This is a genomic window from Brevundimonas sp. (assembly GCF_030704825.1).
GTDB lineage: Bacteria > Pseudomonadota > Alphaproteobacteria > Caulobacterales > Caulobacteraceae > Brevundimonas.
In genome coordinates this window covers 1-18,652 of record NZ_JAUYNX010000020.1, presented here as the reverse complement: position 1 = coordinate 18,652, position 18,652 = coordinate 1, and the positions used below count along the sequence as shown (strand labels likewise).

Annotated in this window: 19 protein-coding genes and 1 tRNA gene; 13 read left to right on the top strand and 7 right to left on the bottom strand. The window is 69.1% G+C overall.

Features of this window, described 5'->3' with window-relative positions; all coding sequences use genetic code 11:
* Window positions 1–3: 3 nt before the first annotated feature.
* Window positions 4–1,125 carry an aromatic ring-hydroxylating dioxygenase subunit alpha gene (locus Q8Q71_RS10645; RefSeq protein ID WP_305759568.1) on the bottom strand — a complete coding sequence of 374 codons (1,122 nt, stop codon included), beginning with the start codon at window positions 1,123–1,125 and terminating at the stop codon, window positions 4–6.
* 116 nt (window positions 1,126–1,241) lie between these two features.
* Here Q8Q71_RS10645 and Q8Q71_RS10640 point away from each other — a divergent pair, with 116 nt between their 5' ends.
* Complete coding sequence (locus Q8Q71_RS10640; protein WP_305759567.1) at window positions 1,242–2,201, top strand: alpha/beta fold hydrolase; 960 nt, start codon at window positions 1,242–1,244, stop codon at window positions 2,199–2,201.
* A gap of 117 nt (window positions 2,202–2,318) precedes the next feature.
* Complete coding sequence (locus Q8Q71_RS10635) at window positions 2,319–4,442, top strand: transglycosylase domain-containing protein (protein WP_305759566.1); 2,124 nt, start codon at window positions 2,319–2,321, stop codon at window positions 4,440–4,442.
* 159 nt (window positions 4,443–4,601) lie between these two features.
* Here Q8Q71_RS10635 and Q8Q71_RS10630 read toward each other — a convergent pair whose 3' ends face one another.
* Window positions 4,602–5,312 carry a M48 family metallopeptidase gene (locus Q8Q71_RS10630; RefSeq protein ID WP_305759565.1) on the bottom strand — a complete coding sequence of 237 codons (711 nt, stop codon included), beginning with the start codon at window positions 5,310–5,312 and terminating at the stop codon, window positions 4,602–4,604.
* Window positions 5,278–6,558 (bottom strand): polyhydroxyalkanoate depolymerase, encoded by a 1,281-nt coding sequence (locus Q8Q71_RS10625; protein ID WP_305759564.1) that lies wholly within the window; start codon window positions 6,556–6,558, stop codon window positions 5,278–5,280. The genes Q8Q71_RS10630 and Q8Q71_RS10625 overlap by 35 nt, the downstream gene beginning before the upstream one ends.
* Window positions 6,559–6,720: 162 nt before the next feature.
* Between Q8Q71_RS10625 and Q8Q71_RS10620 the strand changes: the two genes are divergently transcribed.
* Complete coding sequence (locus Q8Q71_RS10620) at window positions 6,721–7,470, top strand: cyclopropane-fatty-acyl-phospholipid synthase family protein (protein ID WP_305759563.1); 750 nt, start codon at window positions 6,721–6,723, stop codon at window positions 7,468–7,470.
* Window positions 7,471–7,476: 6 nt separating this feature from the next.
* Here the strand turns inward: Q8Q71_RS10620 and Q8Q71_RS10615 are convergent, their stop codons facing one another.
* The 3 genes from Q8Q71_RS10615 to tsaD are packed head-to-tail and all read right to left on the bottom strand — an operon-like array spanning window position 7,477 to window position 10,007.
* A complete protein-coding gene (locus Q8Q71_RS10615; protein WP_305759562.1) occupies window positions 7,477–7,854 on the bottom strand; it encodes a Rieske (2Fe-2S) protein in 378 nt (125 codons plus the stop codon).
* On the bottom strand, window positions 7,851–8,849 hold the full coding sequence (locus Q8Q71_RS10610) for an NAD(P)H-dependent glycerol-3-phosphate dehydrogenase (RefSeq protein WP_305759561.1): 999 nt from the start codon (window positions 8,847–8,849) through the stop codon (window positions 7,851–7,853). The genes Q8Q71_RS10615 and Q8Q71_RS10610 overlap by 4 nt, the downstream gene beginning before the upstream one ends.
* 9 nt (window positions 8,850–8,858) lie before the next feature.
* Complete coding sequence (gene tsaD, locus Q8Q71_RS10605; RefSeq protein ID WP_371315952.1) at window positions 8,859–10,007, bottom strand: tRNA (adenosine(37)-N6)-threonylcarbamoyltransferase complex transferase subunit TsaD; 1,149 nt, start codon at window positions 10,005–10,007, stop codon at window positions 8,859–8,861.
* A 47-nt stretch (window positions 10,008–10,054) separates the two neighbouring features.
* Here tsaD and hemC point away from each other — a divergent pair, with 47 nt between their 5' ends.
* The 6 genes from hemC to Q8Q71_RS10575 all read left to right on the top strand — a co-directional run bounded on the left by hemC (window position 10,055) and on the right by Q8Q71_RS10575 (window position 14,438).
* Window positions 10,055–11,005, top strand: a complete 951-nt coding sequence (hemC, locus tag Q8Q71_RS10600; RefSeq protein ID WP_305759559.1) for a hydroxymethylbilane synthase — start codon at window positions 10,055–10,057, stop codon at window positions 11,003–11,005.
* The gene (locus tag Q8Q71_RS10595) at window positions 11,002–11,682 is read left to right on the top strand and encodes a uroporphyrinogen-III synthase (protein WP_371315953.1); all 681 of its coding nucleotides are present in this window, start codon (window positions 11,002–11,004) and stop codon (window positions 11,680–11,682) included. The genes hemC and Q8Q71_RS10595 overlap by 4 nt, the downstream gene beginning before the upstream one ends.
* A 41-nt stretch (window positions 11,683–11,723) precedes the next feature.
* Window positions 11,724–11,799, top strand: a tRNA-Thr gene (locus Q8Q71_RS10590).
* A gap of 177 nt (window positions 11,800–11,976) precedes the next feature.
* Window positions 11,977–13,176: a methionine adenosyltransferase gene (gene metK, locus Q8Q71_RS10585; protein ID WP_305759558.1), complete on the top strand. Its 1,200-nt coding sequence runs from the start codon at window positions 11,977–11,979 to the stop codon at window positions 13,174–13,176.
* 28 nt (window positions 13,177–13,204) lie between these two features.
* Complete coding sequence (gene trmB / locus Q8Q71_RS10580) at window positions 13,205–13,903, top strand: tRNA (guanosine(46)-N7)-methyltransferase TrmB (protein WP_305759557.1); 699 nt, start codon at window positions 13,205–13,207, stop codon at window positions 13,901–13,903.
* Between the two features lie 31 nt (window positions 13,904–13,934).
* Window positions 13,935–14,438: a DUF1993 family protein gene (locus Q8Q71_RS10575; protein WP_305759556.1), complete on the top strand. Its 504-nt coding sequence runs from the start codon at window positions 13,935–13,937 to the stop codon at window positions 14,436–14,438.
* Here the strand turns inward: Q8Q71_RS10575 and Q8Q71_RS10570 are convergent.
* Window positions 14,420–14,929, bottom strand: coding sequence for a hypothetical protein (locus tag Q8Q71_RS10570; RefSeq protein ID WP_305759555.1), 510 nt, complete (start codon window positions 14,927–14,929; stop codon window positions 14,420–14,422). The genes Q8Q71_RS10575 and Q8Q71_RS10570 overlap by 19 nt on opposite strands.
* A 183-nt stretch (window positions 14,930–15,112) precedes the next feature.
* On the opposite strand from Q8Q71_RS10570, the gene rimP reads away from it, so the two are divergent.
* The 4 genes from rimP to Q8Q71_RS10550 all read left to right on the top strand — a co-directional run.
* On the top strand, window positions 15,113–15,655 hold the full coding sequence (gene rimP, locus Q8Q71_RS10565; protein WP_305759554.1) for a ribosome maturation factor RimP: 543 nt from the start codon (window positions 15,113–15,115) through the stop codon (window positions 15,653–15,655).
* 3 nt (window positions 15,656–15,658) lie between these two features.
* Window positions 15,659–17,404, top strand: coding sequence for a transcription termination factor NusA (gene nusA / locus Q8Q71_RS10560; protein ID WP_305759553.1), 1,746 nt, complete (start codon window positions 15,659–15,661; stop codon window positions 17,402–17,404).
* 18 nt (window positions 17,405–17,422) lie between these two features.
* Entirely contained in the window at window positions 17,423–18,091 is a 669-nt protein-coding gene (locus Q8Q71_RS10555) for an RNA-binding protein (protein ID WP_305759552.1), read from the top strand.
* Window positions 18,092–18,173: 82 nt separating this feature from the next.
* Window positions 18,174–18,652 (top strand): translation initiation factor IF-2 associated domain-containing protein (locus tag Q8Q71_RS10550; protein ID WP_305759551.1); only part of this gene is annotated, 479 nt, incomplete at its 3' end.

Below are 18,652 nucleotides of genomic sequence, written 5' to 3'. Positions count from 1 at the left end.
GACTCAGCTCTTCCAGCGCAAGGTCGCGGGTTTGACCGGGTTGGCGAACGGCCGGCCCTCGGCCCGGCTCCTGTTCCATTCGCGCTTCAGCTGCTGGTACCATTTCGCCTGTTTGTCGGCGTCGTCGATCCAGATCAGGGCCGGGTCGTAGCGCAGCCCCTCGTTCTGCAGGTTCACCATGCCGCCGTCCTGTTTCAGGAAGGCGACCACCCCCATCCGCAGGAAGGGTTTGGCGATCCCGAACACCCAGTGATCGGACCAGAAGATCTGGGTGATCCGGGTCTTCGTTTCGCTAAGCGGAGTCAGGCAGGTCAGGGCCAGAACCTGCTTTTCCCCGACCTGGATATGTTCCCAGCGATAGCCGGGCAGGCGGAAGGTGATTTCGGTCGCCGGCGCTCCGCCGAGGATTTTATACGCCCGGCTGTTCGACGACGGCGCGTGCCGCACCATGGCGAAGCCGTGCTCGCGCGGCTCGAAGGCCTTGGCCTTTTCGTGCATCGACTGCTCGGACCGCCACCACCACTGCTGATGCACATAGGGGCCGTGGGCGGGATCCACCAGGCCGACGACGGCGTGGTCGACATGGGCGTCGAAATCCATCCATTCGACCATCTTCGCCTCGCCGCCCACAACGCCGGGAAACAGCGGCGGCTCATGGTCGGGATCGGGTGCGGCGCGCGGATCGGACGCCATCCAGACGAACACCATCCCCTGGCTTTCGCGCACCGGATAGCTGCGCACCCGGATGCGGTCCGCCTCATAGGCCTGGTCCTCGACCAGCGAGGGGATGGCGGCGCAGACGCCGTCGGGGCGGAACCGCCAGCCGTGGTAGCAGCATTCGATGGTCTCGCCCTCGCCAGGCTTCTCCACCAGCCGTCCGGCCGACAGGGGCGCGGCGCGGTGGGGGCAGATGTCGCGCAGGGCGTAGACCTGTCCGGAGCGGGTCCGGCCGATCAGGACCGGCTCGCCCAGCAGTTCGTGGCGCTTCAGCGAGGCCGGCGCGACGTCGCGCGACAGGGCGACGAAATACCAGGCGTCCAGCAGGAAACCCGTGCCGAAGGCGGTGGGCGGGGCCTTGGCCTCGGGCGATTTCGCGGAAAGGGGGGCGCTGTCGGCTGGGCTCATGACGCCAGTTTAGCGACCCGGATGCGGGAAGTCTTGACCGGCTGCATCCGTTCGCGCCCTGTGCGGCGACTAGGGGACAGAAGCGGGCGCGTCGCCCGCCCCATCGGGGACACGCCATGAAGACCATGACCGCCATCGCCGCCATCGCCGCGGCCTTCTCGTTCGTCGCGGCGCCCGCCTTCGCGCAGGCCCACGGCGATCACGCCCGGCACGCCCCGGCGCCGGCCCCGGCGGCCGGGCACGGCCACGCCCATGCCGATTTCGACTCGGGCCGCTTCCACGTCCGCGTCGACGGCCCCGAGCATCCGGTCGGCGACGTCATCCTGATCCCCGGCCTCAGCTCCTCGCCCGAGGTCTGGGACGGGCTGACGGAACAGCTGAAGGGCCGCTACCGCGTCCATCGCATCCACGTCCAAGGCTTCGCCGGCGCGCCGGCCGAGGACAACGCCATGGGTCCCGTCTCCGCCCCGGTGGCCGAAGACATCGCCCGCTACATCGCCGAGAAGGGTCTGAACAAGCCCGCCGTCATCGGCCATTCAATGGGCGGGACCATCGGCATGATGCTGGCCGCCCGCCATCCGGACAGCGTCGGCAAGCTGATGGTGGTCGACATGGTGCCGTTCATGGGGGCCATGTTCGGCGCTCCGGGCGCTACGGCCGAAAGCGTCACGCCGACGGCGGACCAGATCTACGCCGCCATGGCCAACGGCCCCGAGGACTCCTACCGCCAGCAGGCCGCCGCCTCGGTCACCGGCATGATCAACACGGAATCCCTGCGCGCCGGTCCGCTCGAGGACGCCGCGAACAGCGACCGCGCCGTCTCCGCCGCGGCCTTCCGCGAACTGATCGTCACCGACCTGCGGCCCGAGCTGGGCCGGATCACCGCCCCGACCACCGTGCTCTACGTCCGGTTCAACGATCCGCGGATGACCAATGACATGGTCGACGGCATCTACCGGGCCTCGTTCGCCAACCTGCCCGGCGCGACTCTGACCCGGATCGACGACAGCGCCCATTTCGTGATGCTGGATCAGCCGGCCCGGTTCGCCGCCGAGGTGAACGCGTTTTTAGAATAGGCATGCGAAGCGTCATGGTTTCGGCGGAAACCGCTCTCACAGTCCCGTGAAGACCACGGGGGCGTTTCCGTGCGTTCCGTGACCGGCTAAGACCGGGATCGGCTTGATGAGGTTTCGATGGCGGGTTCCGGCTTCAGCTTCGGACGTGGCGGCGGCGGAAAGCCGAAGCCCGTTCGCACGCCCTGGCAGAAGGTCGTCTACTGGGGCGCGGTCCTGGGCGTCTGGGCCGCCATCTTCCTGGTGGTCTTCTTCGCCGTCTTCGCCCGGGACCTGCCCGACACCTCGACCCTGTACAATGTCGATCGCCAGCCCTCGATCACCTATCTGGACCGCAACGGCGCCCTGATCGCCGTGCGCGGCACCCAGCAGGCGCCGCCGGCCGATCTGGACGCCCTGCCCGACTATGTTCCGGCGGCCTTCATCGCCATCGAGGACCGGCGGTTCTATCATCATCCCGGCTTCGACCCGATCGGCATGAGCCGGGCCATGGCCGCCAATATGCGCGCCGGCCGGGTGGTCCAGGGCGGCTCGACCCTGACCCAGCAGCTGGCCAAGAACCTGTTCCTGTCCCCTGACCAGAACATCAAGCGCAAGGTCCAGGAGCTGATGTTGGCGGTCTGGCTGGAGATGAAATTCTCCAAGCAGGAAATCCTCGCCCTCTATCTGAACCGGGTCTATTTCGGCGCCGGCGCCTATGGCATCGAGGCGGCTTCGCAACGGTATTTCGACAAGAGCGCCCGCCAGCTGACCGTCGGCGAGGCGGCCTTGCTGGCCGGTCTGCTGAAGGCGCCGTCGCGCTATTCGCCCGTGTCCGAGAGCGAGCGGGCGGCGACCCGCGCCACCGTGGTCCTGGACGAGATGGTAGACGCCGGCGTCATCACGCCGGAGCAGCGCGCCGCCGCCGTGACCGAACCGGTCCGCGTTTCGCGCACCCTGGCCACCCAGCACGCCCAGTATTTCATCGACTGGCTGGACAAGCAGATCCGCGAACTGGTCGGAGAGCCGACCGAGGACATGATCGTCGAGACCACGCTCGACCTGACCCTGCAGACCCAGGCCGAGCGGTCGGTGCGCCGCATTCTCGATCGCGACCGCTCCAAGGGCGTGCAGCAGGCGGCGCTGGTGGCGCTGGACGGCGAAGGGCGGGTACGGGCCATGATCGGCGGCGCCTCCTACGCCGACAGCCAGTTCAACCGCGCCACCGAGGCGCGCCGCCAGGCCGGCTCGGCCTTCAAGCCGTTCGTCTATCTGACCGCCCTGGAGAGCGGCTACACGCCCGAGACGCGGGTCAATGACGCGCCGATCCGCATCGGCAACTGGTCGCCGCGCAACTACTCGGGCTCGTTCGCGGGCGAGATGACCATGGCCAACGCCGTGGCCCAGTCGACCAACACCATCGCCGCCGGCATGGCCGACCAGATCGGCCGGGACAATATCGCCCGCACCGCCCGCCGCCTCGGCATCACCAGCCGCATCGGCCTCGAGCCGGCCATGGCCCTGGGCGCCGTCGAGGTTTCGCCGATCGAGATGGCCCAGGCCTATGACGCCTTCGCCAACGGCGGCAAGCGGGTCACCGCCTATGGCATCAGCCGCATCCGTACACCCCAGGGCCGGGTCATCTACCAGCGCGCCTCGCGCGCCGACGGACCGCTGCAGGCTATCTCCAACCCGTATCTGTACTATATGAACCAGATGCTGCGGGGGGTGATGACCTCGGGCACGGGCCGCTCGGCCGCCATCGCCGGCCGCGACGTGGCAGGCAAGACCGGCACCACCTCGGACTACAAGGACGCCTGGTTCGTGGGCTACACCGGCGGCTTCGTGACCGCCGTCTGGGTCGGCAAGGACGACAACACCGCCATGCGCGGCGTCACCGGCGGTTCGTCGCCCGCCGCCATCTGGCGCGGCTTCATGGAGGCGGCCCTGCCGCGCCTGAACGCTCCGGCCATCCCCAACGGCCCGGCCATGCCGGAAGGCTGGCGGCCGCCGGATCCGGTCGAGAGCCTGATTGGCCGCATCGGCGACCTGTTCGGCGACAATCCGCCCGGCGACGACGTCGAGCCCCTGGATCCGGCCCTGATGGAGCCGCTGCCGCGCGAGCCGGCCCCGCGACGCACCGAGCCGGCGACGCCGGTCGTCCGTCCGACGGCGCCCCAGCCGCAGATTCCGCGCGATACTCCCGACCAGCGCCCGGAGCCTGCGCCCCCGCCCGAGAAGAAGGCCGAACCGCTGTTCTTCTGATCGGAACCGGAGCCGACGGGCGCCGGGAAAGCCAGCCTGGGCGGCGACGGCGGGTTCTGCGGTTTCCAGCAGCCGGTTGAATGGTCGAACTGGCCGGTCTGCACCCTGTTCTGCAGGCAATGCATGGTCAAAATCGTCGCGAACTGGTCGGTGTTCGGCCTACCGCCCCACGGCGTGCAGCGCCGGACCATTGTCGCGCAGCCATTTGCGGTGCGGGCGGTGGTCGCCGACCAGCCGCTGCACCACGGCCCAGTAGGCCGGGCTGTGATCGGCGTGAACCAGATGGGCCACCTCATGGGCGGCGAGGTAGTCGATCACCGCCGGCGGGGCCATGACCACCCGCCAGCTGTAGCGTATCGAACGATTGTGCGGGCTGCATGAGCCCCAGCGCGACTTCGGATCGGCGATCGACATCTTCACCGGGCGCTGGCCCAGGGTGAGGAGATGGACATCGGTGCGGGTCTGAAGCGTTTCCCGCGCCACCCGCTTGAACAGGTTTTCCACCCTCCGGGCGAAGGCCTCGCCCTCGCCGCCCGAGGCGATCACGGGACCGTCCTCGCCCTCGGTCAGCCGCGCGGCTCCCGCGCCGCCCGTGGCGACGAGGCGGACGGGCTCGCCGAACAGATCGATCACCGCCCCAGGCTCCAGCGGCGTCCCGCCGGGTCGTTCCGCCAGACGCTCGCGCATCCAGCCGGCCTTGGTGCGGGCGAAGGCGACCACATCGGCCAGCTTGCGTTCGGACGGGGCGATCAGCACCGCCTCGCCGGCGCGGGCGTCGATGCGGATCGACAGCCGGCGCGCGCGGGGATTGACCGACAACCGGGCCGTCAGGCCGTCAAGCGGCAGCCGCTGACCGTTCCGGTACTGCACAAAGGGCCTCGTTGGCGGCGATGAAGTCGCGCACCCGCGGATAGATGTCGTCGCGGAAGCGGCGTCCGTTGAAGACGCCATAGTGGCCCACCTCGGGCTGGACATACAGCACCCGCCGGTCGTCGGGCAGGCCGGTGCACAGGGTGTGGGCGGCCTGGGTCTGGCCGACGCCCGAGATGTCGTCCTTGGCGCCCTCCACGGTCATCAGGCCGATGTCGGCGATCCTGGTCAGGTCGACCCCCCGCCCGCGATGTTCCAGCAGACCCCGCGCCAGCAGATGCTGCTGGAAGACGATGTCGATGGTCTGCAGGTAGAATTCCTCGGTCAGGTCCAGCACCGACAGATACTCGTCGTAGAACTGCTCGTGCTTCTCGACGCCGTCGCCGTCGCCGTTGACGAGGTGCTGGAAATACTCGTGGTGGGCGTCGACGTGACGCTCCTCGTTCATCGACATGAAGCTGTAGAGCTGGACGAAGCCCGGATAGACGCGCCGCCCGAAGCCCGGATAGGGCCAGGGCACGGTGTGGATCATGTTCGATCTGAACCAGGTGAAGGGCTTGGCCTCGGCCAGCTGGTTGGTCACCGTCGGCGACAGACGGGCGTCGATCGGCGAGCCCATGAAGGTCATGGAGGCGGGCCGGTTGGGGTCCTCGTCCTCGGCCATCAGGGCGCAGGCGGCCAGCACCGGCGGTCCGGGCTGGCACACCCCGACGACATGGGCCCGCGGCCCGATCACGCCCAGCATGGTCCGCACGTGGTCGATGTAATCGAAGAAATCGAACCTGCCTTCCAGCATGGGCACCTGACGGGCGTTGACCCAGTCGGTGACATAGACGTCGTGGTCCTGCAGGAAGCCCTCGACCGTGCCGCGCAGCAGGGTGGCGTAGTGGCCCGACAGCGGGGCGACGATCAGCACCGCCGGCGCCGCGGTGGACTTGCCCGCCCGCTTCAGGTCGCCGAGATGCCGCGCGAACCGCACCAGCCTGCACCAGGGCGAGGACCAGATCACCTGTTCGGTCGTCCGCACCGGCCTGTTGTCGATCGTGACGACCTCAAGACCCCAGACGGGCTTGCCGTAGCGGCGCGTCACGCTCTCGAACAGGCCGGCCGAGGCGAAGGCCGTGCGGCCGATCGCGGTCTCGGACGCCGGATTGAACGGAGAGGTCCAGAACTGGCGGGCCATCTGGGCCCCGAACCGGAACGGCGTCGCCGAATGATAGGCGAGCTCGTGAAGCGAATAGAGCATGAAATCCTTGAGACGGCCCCGCCGTTGTGCGGCACAGCACCATAGAATGCATCGCACTGCAAAAAGATTATCGGCGGCTGATCGGAACGTGAATCCCGATTTCCATCTTCAGGGGCGCCGGGAGGGCCTTGATGCGGGCGTCGTCGCGAGGGACAAGCGCCCATGTCCATGAGTTTCCAGCGCATCGCCTATGAGGCGCTCCAGGTCTGTAATGGTGTGGAAATGGCCGCGATCGAGGCCGCGATCGAACGGACGGGCCTTTCCTCCGGCGCCTCGGCGATCGATATCGGCACGGGCAACGCCGCGGTCGCCCTGCGGCTGGCCGGGCGCTTCGGCCTGCGCGTCGCGGCGATAGAGTTCGACCCCGTTATGGCCGACCTCGCCCGCCAGAAAATCGAAGCCGCCGGGGCGGGCGACCAGGTGACGCTGGCCGTCGCCGGGGCAGCCGATGTGCTGGCGCGGAGCCGGCCGGTCGAGCTGATCGTGGCGCTCGGCGCCACCAATGTGACGGGCGAAGGCCGGCCGACGCCGGAGGCGGGGTTTACGGCCCTGCGGCGCGCGCTCACGCCGGGCGGCTGGCTGTTGTGGGGCGACGTGGTCTGGCTGGCCGAACCGCCGGCTCCGCTGCGACAGATCACCGAAGTCACCAATCTGTACACGGACGATGCCGGCTGGCGGGCGGCGGCCTCAGCGGCGGGTTTTGAGGTGGTTTCGAGCCGCATCTCCGACCAGGCGGAGTTCGAGGCCTACCCACGCGAGGCCCTGACCGCCGTGCGAGCCTGGCTTGAGGCGCACCCCGACGCCCCGGAATCAGCCTCGATCCGGTTCAACGCCGACCGGATCCAGGCGATCACCGACTTCGGTCGCGACTATATCGGGTTCGGCCTCTATCTGCTGCGCAACCCCGGTTAGGCCAGGTCAGGCGGTGCGGATCGCTCCGCCGGACGCCTCAACTGGCCAGGCCGTCAGCCGGGCTCCCGCGCAGGGGCCGCCGACGCATTCGCCCGACAGCGGTTTGAACACCGCCCCGTGCCAGCCGCACAGGATCAGCGAGCCGTCCGGAACCAGATAACGGTCCAGCTCGATCGCCAGCGGAAAGCCCTGATGCGGGCAGCGGTCGACATAGCCCGCGACCTGGCCATCCTTCCGGACCACGAAGCCGTGGAAGAAGGCCTCGCCGATCTGCAGCACGAAGCCGCGCGATCCGGGGTCGGGGATGTCGGCCTCGGCGCAAAGAATCACCCCCGGCGGCGTGGACCAGGCGCGCTTGCGTTCGGCCGGGGCGGTCTCGCTCAATGACGCTCGGCCTTCAGCGGACGCGACAGCAGGTTGTCGATCACCGCGTCCACCGTCGTCTCGCCGTTGAGCAGGGCGGCGACCGCCAGGGAGATGGGCATGTCGACGCCCATCTTCGCCGCCAGCTCGCGCACCGCCGGCGCGCTCTCGTAGCCCTCGGCCACCGAGCGCTTGCCGGCCAGCGCCTGTTCGACCGTCTGGCCCTGGCCGAGGGCCAGGCCAAGGCTCATGTTGCGCGACTGGGGGCTGGAGCAGGTGAGGACCAGATCGCCGAGACCGCACAGGCCGGCGACCGTCTCGGCCTGTCCGCCGAGGGCCACGCCCATGCGGGTCATTTCGGCGAAGCCCCGGGTGATCAGGGCGGCGTGGGCGCTGCGGCCCAGACCCTTGCCCTCGGACATGCCGCAGGCGATGGCGAGCACGTTCTTGATCGCGCCCCCGACCTCGGCGCCGATCAGATCGGTCGCCAGATAGGGCCGGAAGGCGGGCGCTGACAGCGTCTCCATCAGTTCCTCCCCCAAGGCCTGGTCGGCGCAGGCGAGGGTGACGGCGCTGGGCAGGCCCCGCGCCACCTCGGCGGCGAAACTGGGACCGGACAGAACGGCCGCAGGGGCTTCAGGCAGGGTTTCTGCCAGGACATCGGTCATCAGCTTGAGCGAGCCGCGTTCGATCCCCTTGGAGCACAGCACCACCGGCACGCCGGCGCGGTGGAAGGGGGCGAAGGCGGCGAGGGTCGAGCGCATGTGCTGCGCCGGCGGTACGGCGAGGATCACGTCGCAGCCCCCCAGATCGGCCAGTTCGGTGGTGACCAAGACATGATCGTCGAGGGTGACGCCGGGCAGGAAGGCCTCGTTGATACGCCGGGCGCGGATGCTTTCGACCACATCCGGCTCGCGCGCCTGCAACAGGACGTCCAGTCCGGCCCAGCCGGCCACCTGGGCCAGGGCCGTGCCCCATGCGCCGCCGCCGATCACTCCCGCCGTACGAAATTCCATACCTTGTCCCTAGGCCTTGGCGCCCTTGCGACCCGGCTTGTGCGTCGGATCGGACAGGGCGCTTTCTTCGTCAAGCGGCCAGCGCGGCCGGGCGGCGGTGTCGATATCGGAGGTCCAACCCTTCTGCAGCCGTTCCGCTCCCGCCAGGGCGATCATCGCCGCATTGTCGGTGCAATAGGCCATGGGCGGCGCGAGAAAGGCGAATCCGTTCTTTTCGGCGACGGATTCAAGGGTCGAACGGATGGTGCGGTTGGCCGCCACCCCGCCCGCCACCACGAACAGGCCCGGGCCGTGGCGATCGAGATGGTCCTTCATCGCCCTGTCTGACCGTTCCCCCAGCTGGCGGGCGATCGCGGCCTGGACAGCGGCGGCGAGGTCGGCCCTGTCCTGATCCGTCTCGCAGGTCCCGGCCAGTCGCGAGGCTGCGGTCTTCAGTCCCGAGAAGGAAAAATCGCAGTCCTTGCGGCCCAGAAGGGCGCGCGGCAGGTCGAAACGCGAGCCGTCGCCCCCTTCGGCCAGCGCCTCCAGCGCCGGCCCGCCCGGATAGCCGAGGCCGAGAGCCTTGGCGATCTTGTCGAAGGCCTCGCCGGCGGCGTCGTCGATGGTCGTGCCGAGCCGCGTCATGTCGCCGATCCCGCGCACCTCCAGCAGCTGGCAGTGGCCACCCGAGACCAGCAGCAGAAGAAACGGATAGTCGACGACGGCTCCGAGCCGGGCCGAGACCGCGTGCCCCTCAAGATGGTTGACCGCGACCAGCGGCAGGCCGCGGGCCAGGGCCACGGCCTTGCCGAAGCTGAGGCCGACCATGACCCCGCCGACCAGCCCCGGGCCCGCCGTCGCCGCAACCCCGTCCAGCCCGTCGTAGCCGAGGTTCGCCCCGGCCATGGCCCGGCGAACCACGCCGTCGATCATCTCGACGTGACTGCGGGCGGCGATCTCGGGCACGACCCCGCCATAGGCCGAATGGTCGTCGATCTGGCTGTGCACCACCGACGACAGTACGGTCGCCTCGCCGCCCGGCGTCAGCCGGACCACGGCGGCGGCGGTCTCATCGCAACTGGTCTCGAGGCCGAGCACGGTCAGGGCGCGGCCCACGCCGCGACCATGGGCGCCGGTTGCCCGGGTCCCTTCGCTGCTATAGTCGGCGGCCATACCCATCGGGCGGGAGGTAACGACCCCGCCCCCCCGGCGCAACGGCTGTCTCAATGGCTCCTCTCGTCCGCATCGGCACGCGCCGCTCGAAACTGGCGCTGACCCAGTCGGGCATGATGCAGCGCGCCATCGGCCGCGCCCTCGGCGTGGCCGACGCCGACCTCGCCGAAGCCGTCCCGCTGGTCGAGATCGTCACCACCGGCGACCGGGTGCAGGACCGCCGTCTGATGGAGATCGGCGGCAAGGCCCTGTTCACGAAAGAGATCGAGGAAGCCCTGTTGGACGGCCGTGTCGACGTCGCGGTGCATTCAATGAAGGACGTGCCTGCCGAACAGCCCGACGGCCTGTGCATCGCCGCCGTCCCGCCGCGCGAGGACGCCCGCGACGCCTTCGTCAGCGAGAAATTCGCGAGTTTCGACGCCCTGCCGCACGGGGCGCGGCTGGGCACGGCCTCGCTGCGGCGGCAGGCCCAGGCCCTGGCCCTGCGGCCGGACCTGACCATCGAAATGCTGCGCGGCAATGTGGACACGCGGTTGCGCAAGCTGGCCGAAGGGGAGTTCGACGCCATCCTGCTGGCGGTTTCGGGTCTCAATCGTCTGGGGTTCGAGGACGTGATCCGGGAGCGGTTGTCGCCCGACGCCTTCCTGCCGGCGCCGGGCCAGGGCGCCTTGGCCCTGCAGACCCGGACGGACGACCGCGGGGCTGCCTGGGCCGCGGCCCTGAACGATCCGATGACCGCCCTCGCCGTCGCGGCCGAGCGCGGGGCGATGACGGCGCTGGAGGGGTCGTGTCGAACGGCCATCGGAGCCCATGCCGAGATCGCCCACGGGCGGCTGCGGCTGACCGCCGAAAGGCTGGCGCCGGATGGTTCGGCGCGCTGGCGTAGGGCCGGCGAGATCGGCGATCCGGGCGCCAGCGACGCCATGGATCAGGCCCGTGAACTGGGGCTTCGCATCGGGGCCGAGGTGCAGACGGCGGCCGGGGATCAAGGGGTCGATCCCTGACCCCGATCCGCCGCGTCTGGGTCACCCGCGCCGAACCGGTCGCGTCGCGCACCGCCGACCGCCTGAAGGCGGCGGGTTTCGAGCCGGTCGTCGCACCGCTGCTGGCGATCCGCGCCTTGCCGCAGCGAGAGCCCGACCTGACCGGAATCTCGGCCCTGGCCTTCACCAGCCGCAACGGGGTCGAGGCCTTCGCGGCCCTGACCCGGGATCGGGCCCTGCCGGTCTTCGCCGTCGGCGACGCGACGGCGGAAGCGGCGCGGATCGCGGGGTATGCGGACGTCCGCTCGGCGGCAGGCGCCCTGGCCGACCTGGCCGGTCTGCTGATCGACCTCGGGCCGCGCAGCGGCCCATTGCTGATTCCGGGAGCCAGGGAGCCGGCCGGAGATCTGCCGGCGCTGCTGGCCGGCAGGATGGAGGCGAGGGCGTTGGCCGTCTACGAAGCGGTCGAAACCGGGGCGCCGCCGCCGGAGGCGTTCGACGCCGTTCTGATCCATTCGGCCCGCGGGGCGCGGGCGCTGGCGGCGCGGGGACCCTTCGCCGGGCAACTGGCCGTCGCCCTGTCGGCCGCCGCGGCCGAACCCCTGGGCCATCGGTCCGGACTGGAAATCCGCGTCGCCCCGACGCCCGACGAAGCCGCCCTGCTGCAGACGCTTGGCAAGCCGACCCCCCGCGTATAAAGAGCGCCTCTCGCGCGGGCCACGCCGCTCGCCGCGCCAAGGCCGCTTTAGCTCAGCTGGTAGAGCATCGCATTCGTAATGCGGGGGTCAGGTGTTCGAGTCACCTAAGCGGCACCACCCTTTCCATCAGGCCAGAGAGCCGTTCTGAACGCGGTTCGGCGCGTTCTGGCGAAACCGCGGCGAGGGCCCGGCGGGGCCTGGCCGGCGCAATTCGGAATAATAGGCCGACAGCCGTCTTGAACATATAAACATATCTTTATATGTCTGGCCGCCGCGCATCCCCGGAGCCCCGCCTTGTCCCGATCCTCCTTCCTGTTCACCTCGGAAAGCGTATCCGAAGGCCACCCCGACAAGGTCTCGGACCAGATTTCCGACACCGTCGTGGACCTGTTCCTGTCCAAGGATCCGGAGGCGCGCGTGGCCTGCGAAACGCTGACGACGACCAATCTGGTCGTGCTGGCCGGTGAAATCCGCGGCAAGGGCATCATGGACACGGACGGCAATTGGGCGCCGGGCGTGCAGGGCGAGATCGAAGCCGCCGTCCGCGCCGCGGTGCGCGACATTGGCTATGAGCAAGCCGGGTTCCATTGGGAGACCTTCGAATTCATCAACCGCCTGCACGGCCAGTCCGCCGATATCGCCGTGGGGGTGGACGCTGCGGGGAACAAGGACGAGGGCGCGGGCGACCAGGGCATCATGTTCGGCTACGCCTCCAATGAGACCCCCGAGCTGATGCCCGCGACCCTGCAGTACAGCCACAACATCCTGAAGCGCCTGGCCGAGGTTCGCCACGCGGGCGACAAGCGGCTCGAACCGGACGCCAAGAGCCAGGTCACGATCTTGTACGAGAACGGCGCACCGGTGCGCGCCACCTCGATCGTCCTCTCGACACAGCATGCCGCCGGCCTCTCGTCGGCCGATGTCGCCGATATCGTGAAGCCCTACATCCTCGAAGTTTTGCCGGAAGGCTTCACCGACGAGAACACCGTCTGGCACATCAACCCGACCGGCATCTTCGAGATCGGCGGGCCGGACGGCGACGCGGGCGTGACCGGCCGCAAGATCATCGTCGACACCTACGGCGGCGCGGCCCCGCACGGCGGCGGCGCCTTCTCGGGCAAGGACCCGACCAAGGTCGACCGCTCGGCGGCCTACGCCTGCCGCTCCCTGGCCAAGAACGTCGTCGCGGCTGGTCTGGCCGACCGCTGCACCATCCAGATCTCCTACGCCATCGGCGTGGCCAAGCCCCAGTCCATCCACGTCGATCTGCACGGGACCGGCAAGGGCGCCGTCACCGAGGCGGCGCTTGAGGCGAACATCCTGGGTCTCATCGGCGGCGCCACGCCGCGCGCGATCCGCGAGCACCTGGGCCTGAACAAGCCGATCTACGCCCGCACCGCCGCCTATGGCCATTTCGGCCGCGCGCCGGATGCCGACGGCGGATTCAGCTGGGAGAAGACCGATCTGGTGGAGCAGCTGAAGGCGCTGGCCTGATCGCCCGGGCGCGTCTACAGGCGCGCCCATGACCTCCCCCGACGATTCCGCCCACCGACCGCTCCGTTCGTTCGGCCGCATCAAGTCGCGCGCCATCAAGCCGCGCCAGGCGGCCCTGTTCGACACCCTGCTGCCCACGATCGCCCTGCCCGATCCGAAGGCCGGGCCGATCGATCCCAAGGCCCTGATGCCGGACGCGACCGCGGTCTGGCTGGAGATCGGCTTCGGCGGCGGCGAGCATCTGGCCGAACAGGCCGCGCGCCATCCCGATACGCTGATGATCGGCTGCGAGCCCTTCCTGAACGGGGTCGGCTCGGCCCTGCGCCACATCGACGAGCGCGGCCTGACGAACGTCCGCCTCCACGCCGACGACGCCCGCGACGTGATGGCCGCCCTGCCGGACGCTTCGCTGGACTGTGTCATGATCCTGTTCCCCGATCCCTGGCACAAGGCGCGGCACAACAAGCGCCGGCTGGTCCAGGACGAAACGGCGGCGGAGATCGCGCGACTGCTCAAACCCGGCGGTCGGCTGCGGTTCGTCACCGACTGGAAGGACTACGCCGACTGGGCGCTGGAGCGGTTCGAGCGCACGCCGGGCCTGGTCTGGCGGGCCGAGACCGCCGACGACTGGCGCACGGCCCCGGCCGATCATGTGGTCACCCGCTACGAGGAAAAGAAGCTGGGTGACACGGCCCCGATCTTTCTGGATTTCGTGCGCGAAGCGTAGCAGAAGGCGGGTCTGCAAAAAGGACTGACACATGAGTCTCGCCCTCGACACCCTCTCGACCTCCATGTTCCTGCGTGGCCTGAACGTCCTGTCCGGACTGGTCGACCGGGCCGTGGAGTCGGGGCTGGACGAGGCGGTCCTGATGGAGGCGCGGCTGGCGCCGGACATGAGGCCCTTCCCCGACCAGATTCGCATGGCCAGCTTCTCGGCCCGCAGCTGCATCGCCCGCCTGACCGACCAGCCGTGGCCGAAGACCGACGACACTGAAGCCAGCCTTGCCGACCTCAAGGCGACGGTCGCCCTGTCGATCGCCTTCGTCGAGGGCGTCGAGGCCGCGTCCTTCGCCGGCGGCGGGACCCGCCGGATCGAGCTGCGCTTCCCCGGCGTCGAACTGAATTTCGAGGGCCAGGGCTATCTGACCAGCTTCGCCCTGCCGAACTTCTATTTCCACCTGTCCATGGCCTACGCCATCCTGCGCAACGCCGGCGTGCCCCTGGGCAAGCGCGACTATCTGGGTCAGCTCGAGCTGGCCTGACGATCAGCGGCTGCCGCGGCGAAGGCCCGGATGAAGGCCAGTTGCTCGTCCGTCTCGGGCACGGGCCGACCCCGGGCGCGCCCGACCCGAAGTATGGCCTCATCGGGATTCATTCCGCCCTCGATCAGCGCACAGATGGCCAATGATGGCGCGCGGCCCAGGCCGGCCCGGCAATGGATGACCATGGCCTGACCGGCGCGCAGGCGGTGATCGACGGCGCGAGCCACGCGGCGGTAGTGGTCGACATTGTCGGGGGCGCCGTGATCGACGATGGGGAAGTTGTAGAAGCCGACGCCGTTCCGTTCGGCCGCCTCGCCTTCACCGGCCAGGCCGAGCGCCTCCGCTTCGGCGGGTTCCAGAAGACTGACGACATGATCGACCATGCCATGAGCCAGCCTGGCCATCTGTTGATCCAGCGCTTCATCGCCCTCGGGCTTGCGCGAAATGCCCAGGCGCCCGGGGGTGTCGAGGCCGATCCAGTAGACTTTCATGCCATCCTGTTCTGGCGTCGCCGACGGTCCAGGGCAACGCCGTGTTTCAGGATATAACGACAGGGGCTGACAAACCCGTTGCCCGGAGCTATACGCCCTCCCACATCGTTAGACCGGCGTCCAACGGCGTCGTTCCAAGCGGCGGCCCGGATGGCCCGCCGCTTTTTGTTTGGACCAAAGCCTTTGAAGGCCAAGACCGTCGAAGACCGCCAGCTGCTGGAGCTGATCGAACCCGTGGCCGAAAGCCTGGGTCTCGACATCGTGCGCGTGCGGCTGATGGGCGGCTCCCTGCGTCGCAGGCTGCAGATCATGGCCGAACGGCCCAGCGACCACGACATCGCGGTCGAGGAATGCGCCCGCCTGAGCCGCGCCGTGTCGGAAGTGTTCGACGCCGCCGACCCTATCGCCGGCGAGTATCTGCTGGAAGTGTCGTCGCCGGGCGTCGACCGCCCGCTGACCCGCCTGTCCGACTTCGATCTGTTCGAGGGCTTCGAGGCGCGGCTGGAGAGCGACCGCATGATCGAGGGCCGCAAGCGGTTCAAGGGCGTGATCGCCGGGACCGAGGGCGACAATGTCGCCATGGATCTGGAGGGCGAGGAGGACACCGCCCTGATCCCGTTCGACTGGCTGGTCGACGCCAAGCTGGTGCTGACCGACGAACTGATGAAGGCGGGGGCCGAGAAACGGGCCGCCCGAAACGACAACTCTGTTGAGACCGAGGACTAGACCATGGCTGTAGCCGGCGTTTCCGCGAACCGACTCGAATTGCTGCAGATCGCCGACGCGGTCGCGCGCGAGAAAAACATCGACAAGGAGATCGTCGTCGAGGCGATCGAGGAGGCGATCCAGAAGGGCGCCAAGTCGCGTTACGGCGCCCATCACGACATCCGCGCCAAGATCGATCCCAAGTCCGGCGAAATGGCCCTGACGCGTCATGTCACCGTCGTGGCCGACGACTGGCAGCCGGAAGACGAGCTGGAGGAGTTCAACGACTCGGCCATGGTCCGCCTGACCGACGCCTCGAAGCGCGATCCGGAAGCCTTTGTCGGCAAGGAGTATGTCGAGAGCCTGCCCGAGTTCGAATTCGGTCGGGTGCAGACCCAGATGGCCCGCCAGGTCGTCACCGGAAAGGTTCGCGAGGCCGAGCGCGCCAACCAGTACGAGGAGTTCAAGGACCGCGTCGGCGAGATCGTCAACGGCACCGTCAAGCGCGTCGAATACGGCAACACCGTCGTCGACCTGGGCCGGGGCGAGGGCATCATGCGCCGCAACGACTCGATCCCGCGCGAGGTGTTCAACATCGGCGACCGGATCCGCACCTACATCTATGACGTCCGCGCCGAGGCCAAGGGTCCGCAGGTCATGCTGTCGCGCTCGCACCCTGGCTTCATGGCCAAGCTGTTCGCCCAGGAAGTCCCGGAGGTCTACGACGGCGTGATCGAAATCCGCGCCGCCGCTCGCGACGCCGGCTCGCGCGCCAAGATGGCCGTGCTGTCGAACGACTCCTCCATCGATCCGGTTGGCGCCTGCGTCGGCATGCGCGGCTCGCGGGTCCAGGCGGTCGTCGCCGAACTGCAGGGCGAGAAGATCGACATCATCCAGTGGAACAGCGACGAGCCCACCTTCATCGTCAACGCCCTGGCTCCGGCCGAGGTGTCCAAGGTGGTGCTGGACGAGGAAGCCGACCGCGTCGAGGTGGTGGTGCCCGACGAGCAGCTGTCGCTGGCCATCGGCCGCCGCGGCCAGAACGTCCGTCTCGCCAGCCAGCTGACCGGCTGGCAGATCGACATCATCACCGAAAGCCAGGACTCCGAGCGCCGCCAGCGCGAGTTCAGCGAGCGCACCGCCCTGTTCCAGGAAGCCCTGGACGTGGACGAGGTCATCGCCCAGCTGCTGGTCACCGAAGGCTTCGCCACGGTCGAGGACCTGGCCTTCGTCGAGCCCTATGAGATTTCCGACATCGAGGGCTTCGACGAGGATACGGCCGAAGAGTTGCAGGCCCGCGCCCGCGACTTCCTCGACCGTCAGGCCGCCATTCTGGATGCGAAACGCGTCGAGCTGGGCGTCGAGGACGGCGTCATGGCCGTTCCGGGCGTGACCGGCGCCATCGCCGTCGCCCTGGGCGAAGGCGGGGTCAAGACCGTCGAGGATCTGGCCGACCTGGCCACCGACGAGATCCGCGGCGGCTACGAGGTCAGGAACGGCGAACGGGTCAAGGTCCCGGGCGTGCTGGAAAGCTTCAACCTGGCCCAGGAAGAGGCCGAGATGCTGATCCTCCAGGCGCGCGTCGCCGCCGGCTGGATCGACGCCTCGGAACTGCCGCAGCCGCCCGAGCCCGAATACGAGGAAGAACTGCCCGAGGGCGAATACGACGCCGACGCCGTCTTCGCCGCCGCGCCGGAAGGCGACGAGGCTGAAGGCGACGACGACGCGGAGGTCCTCGCCGGGGATCCCGAACAAACCCCCGACGCGTGATGAAGAGCCGGATCGTTCATGAGTCTGCGCGAAGCGACGATCGATAGAGAGCGACGCGACCTCGTCACCCACGAGGTCATGGACGAATCTCGCCTGATCCGCTTCGTCGCCGCTCCGGACGGTTCGGTGGCCCCCGACCTGGCGCGCAAGCTTCCGGGACGCGGCCTGTGGGTCGCGGCGGACCGCGCCTCGATCGAGATGGCGGTGAAGAAGAACCTGTTCTCGCGCGCCGCCAAGGCCCCCATGAAGCCGGCCGCCGACCTGGCGGACACGGTCGAAAGCCTGCTGGCCAAACGATGTCTGGACCAACTGGGTCTTGCCCGGCGCGAAGGCGTGCTTATCTCCGGCTTCGAGAAATCCCTGGCCAACGTCCGGTCGGGCAAGGCCGCGTGGATCATCGAGGCGGCCGACGGGTCCGCCGACGGCCGGGGCAAGCTGCTTTCGCTGGCGAAACACATCACGCCGCGCCCGAAAGTCTGCGGCGTCTTCACGGCGGACGATTTGAGTTTGGCCCTTGGGCTGGAAAATGCGATACACGCCGTCCTGCTTGAGGGCGGGCGGGCCGATCGCTGGACCATAGAGGTCGAACGACTGGCGGGATTTCGACCGTTGACGCCTCCGCAGTGGGGCGATGAAGCGGCTGGGATGCCGAACAAGGTTTTGGACGGGCGGGGTTCTGCTCCCTGATTTGGGGGCCGGGCGACGCGCGGCTTTTTGTGTTTGAACGAGACGACGGCGGATCACCCGCTGTCCCGAGTAAAGCGACCGGATGACTGACGAGAACGACAAGACCAACGACGGCACGACACCCCCGACGCAAGGCACGCCTTCGACGACGGGACCGCGCGCGCCGCTCAGCCTGAAGCCGCGGCAGGCGGGATCGGTTTCGACCGGCACCGTGCGCCAGAGCTTCAGCCACGGCCGCACCAAGACCGTGGTGGTCGAGACCAAGCGTCGCGTCGGCGCCGTGCCGGGCCATCAGCGTCCGCAAGGCTTCGACGTCGCGCGTCCGCGCACCGAGGCTCCGGCGGCGCCGCAGGCGCCGCGCCCGGCTCCGGCCGACGGCCATCTGTCGGCCTCCGAACAGGAAGCCCGTCGCCGCGCCATCGAACTGGCCACCCGCCAGAACGCGGAACGCGAAGCCGCCGCGGCCGCCGAGCGGGCCCGCCGGGACGCGGCGGCCCGCGAACAGGCCGCCGCCGCCGACCGTGTCGCCAGCGCCGCCCAGGCCGAGGCCGCCGCGGCCCG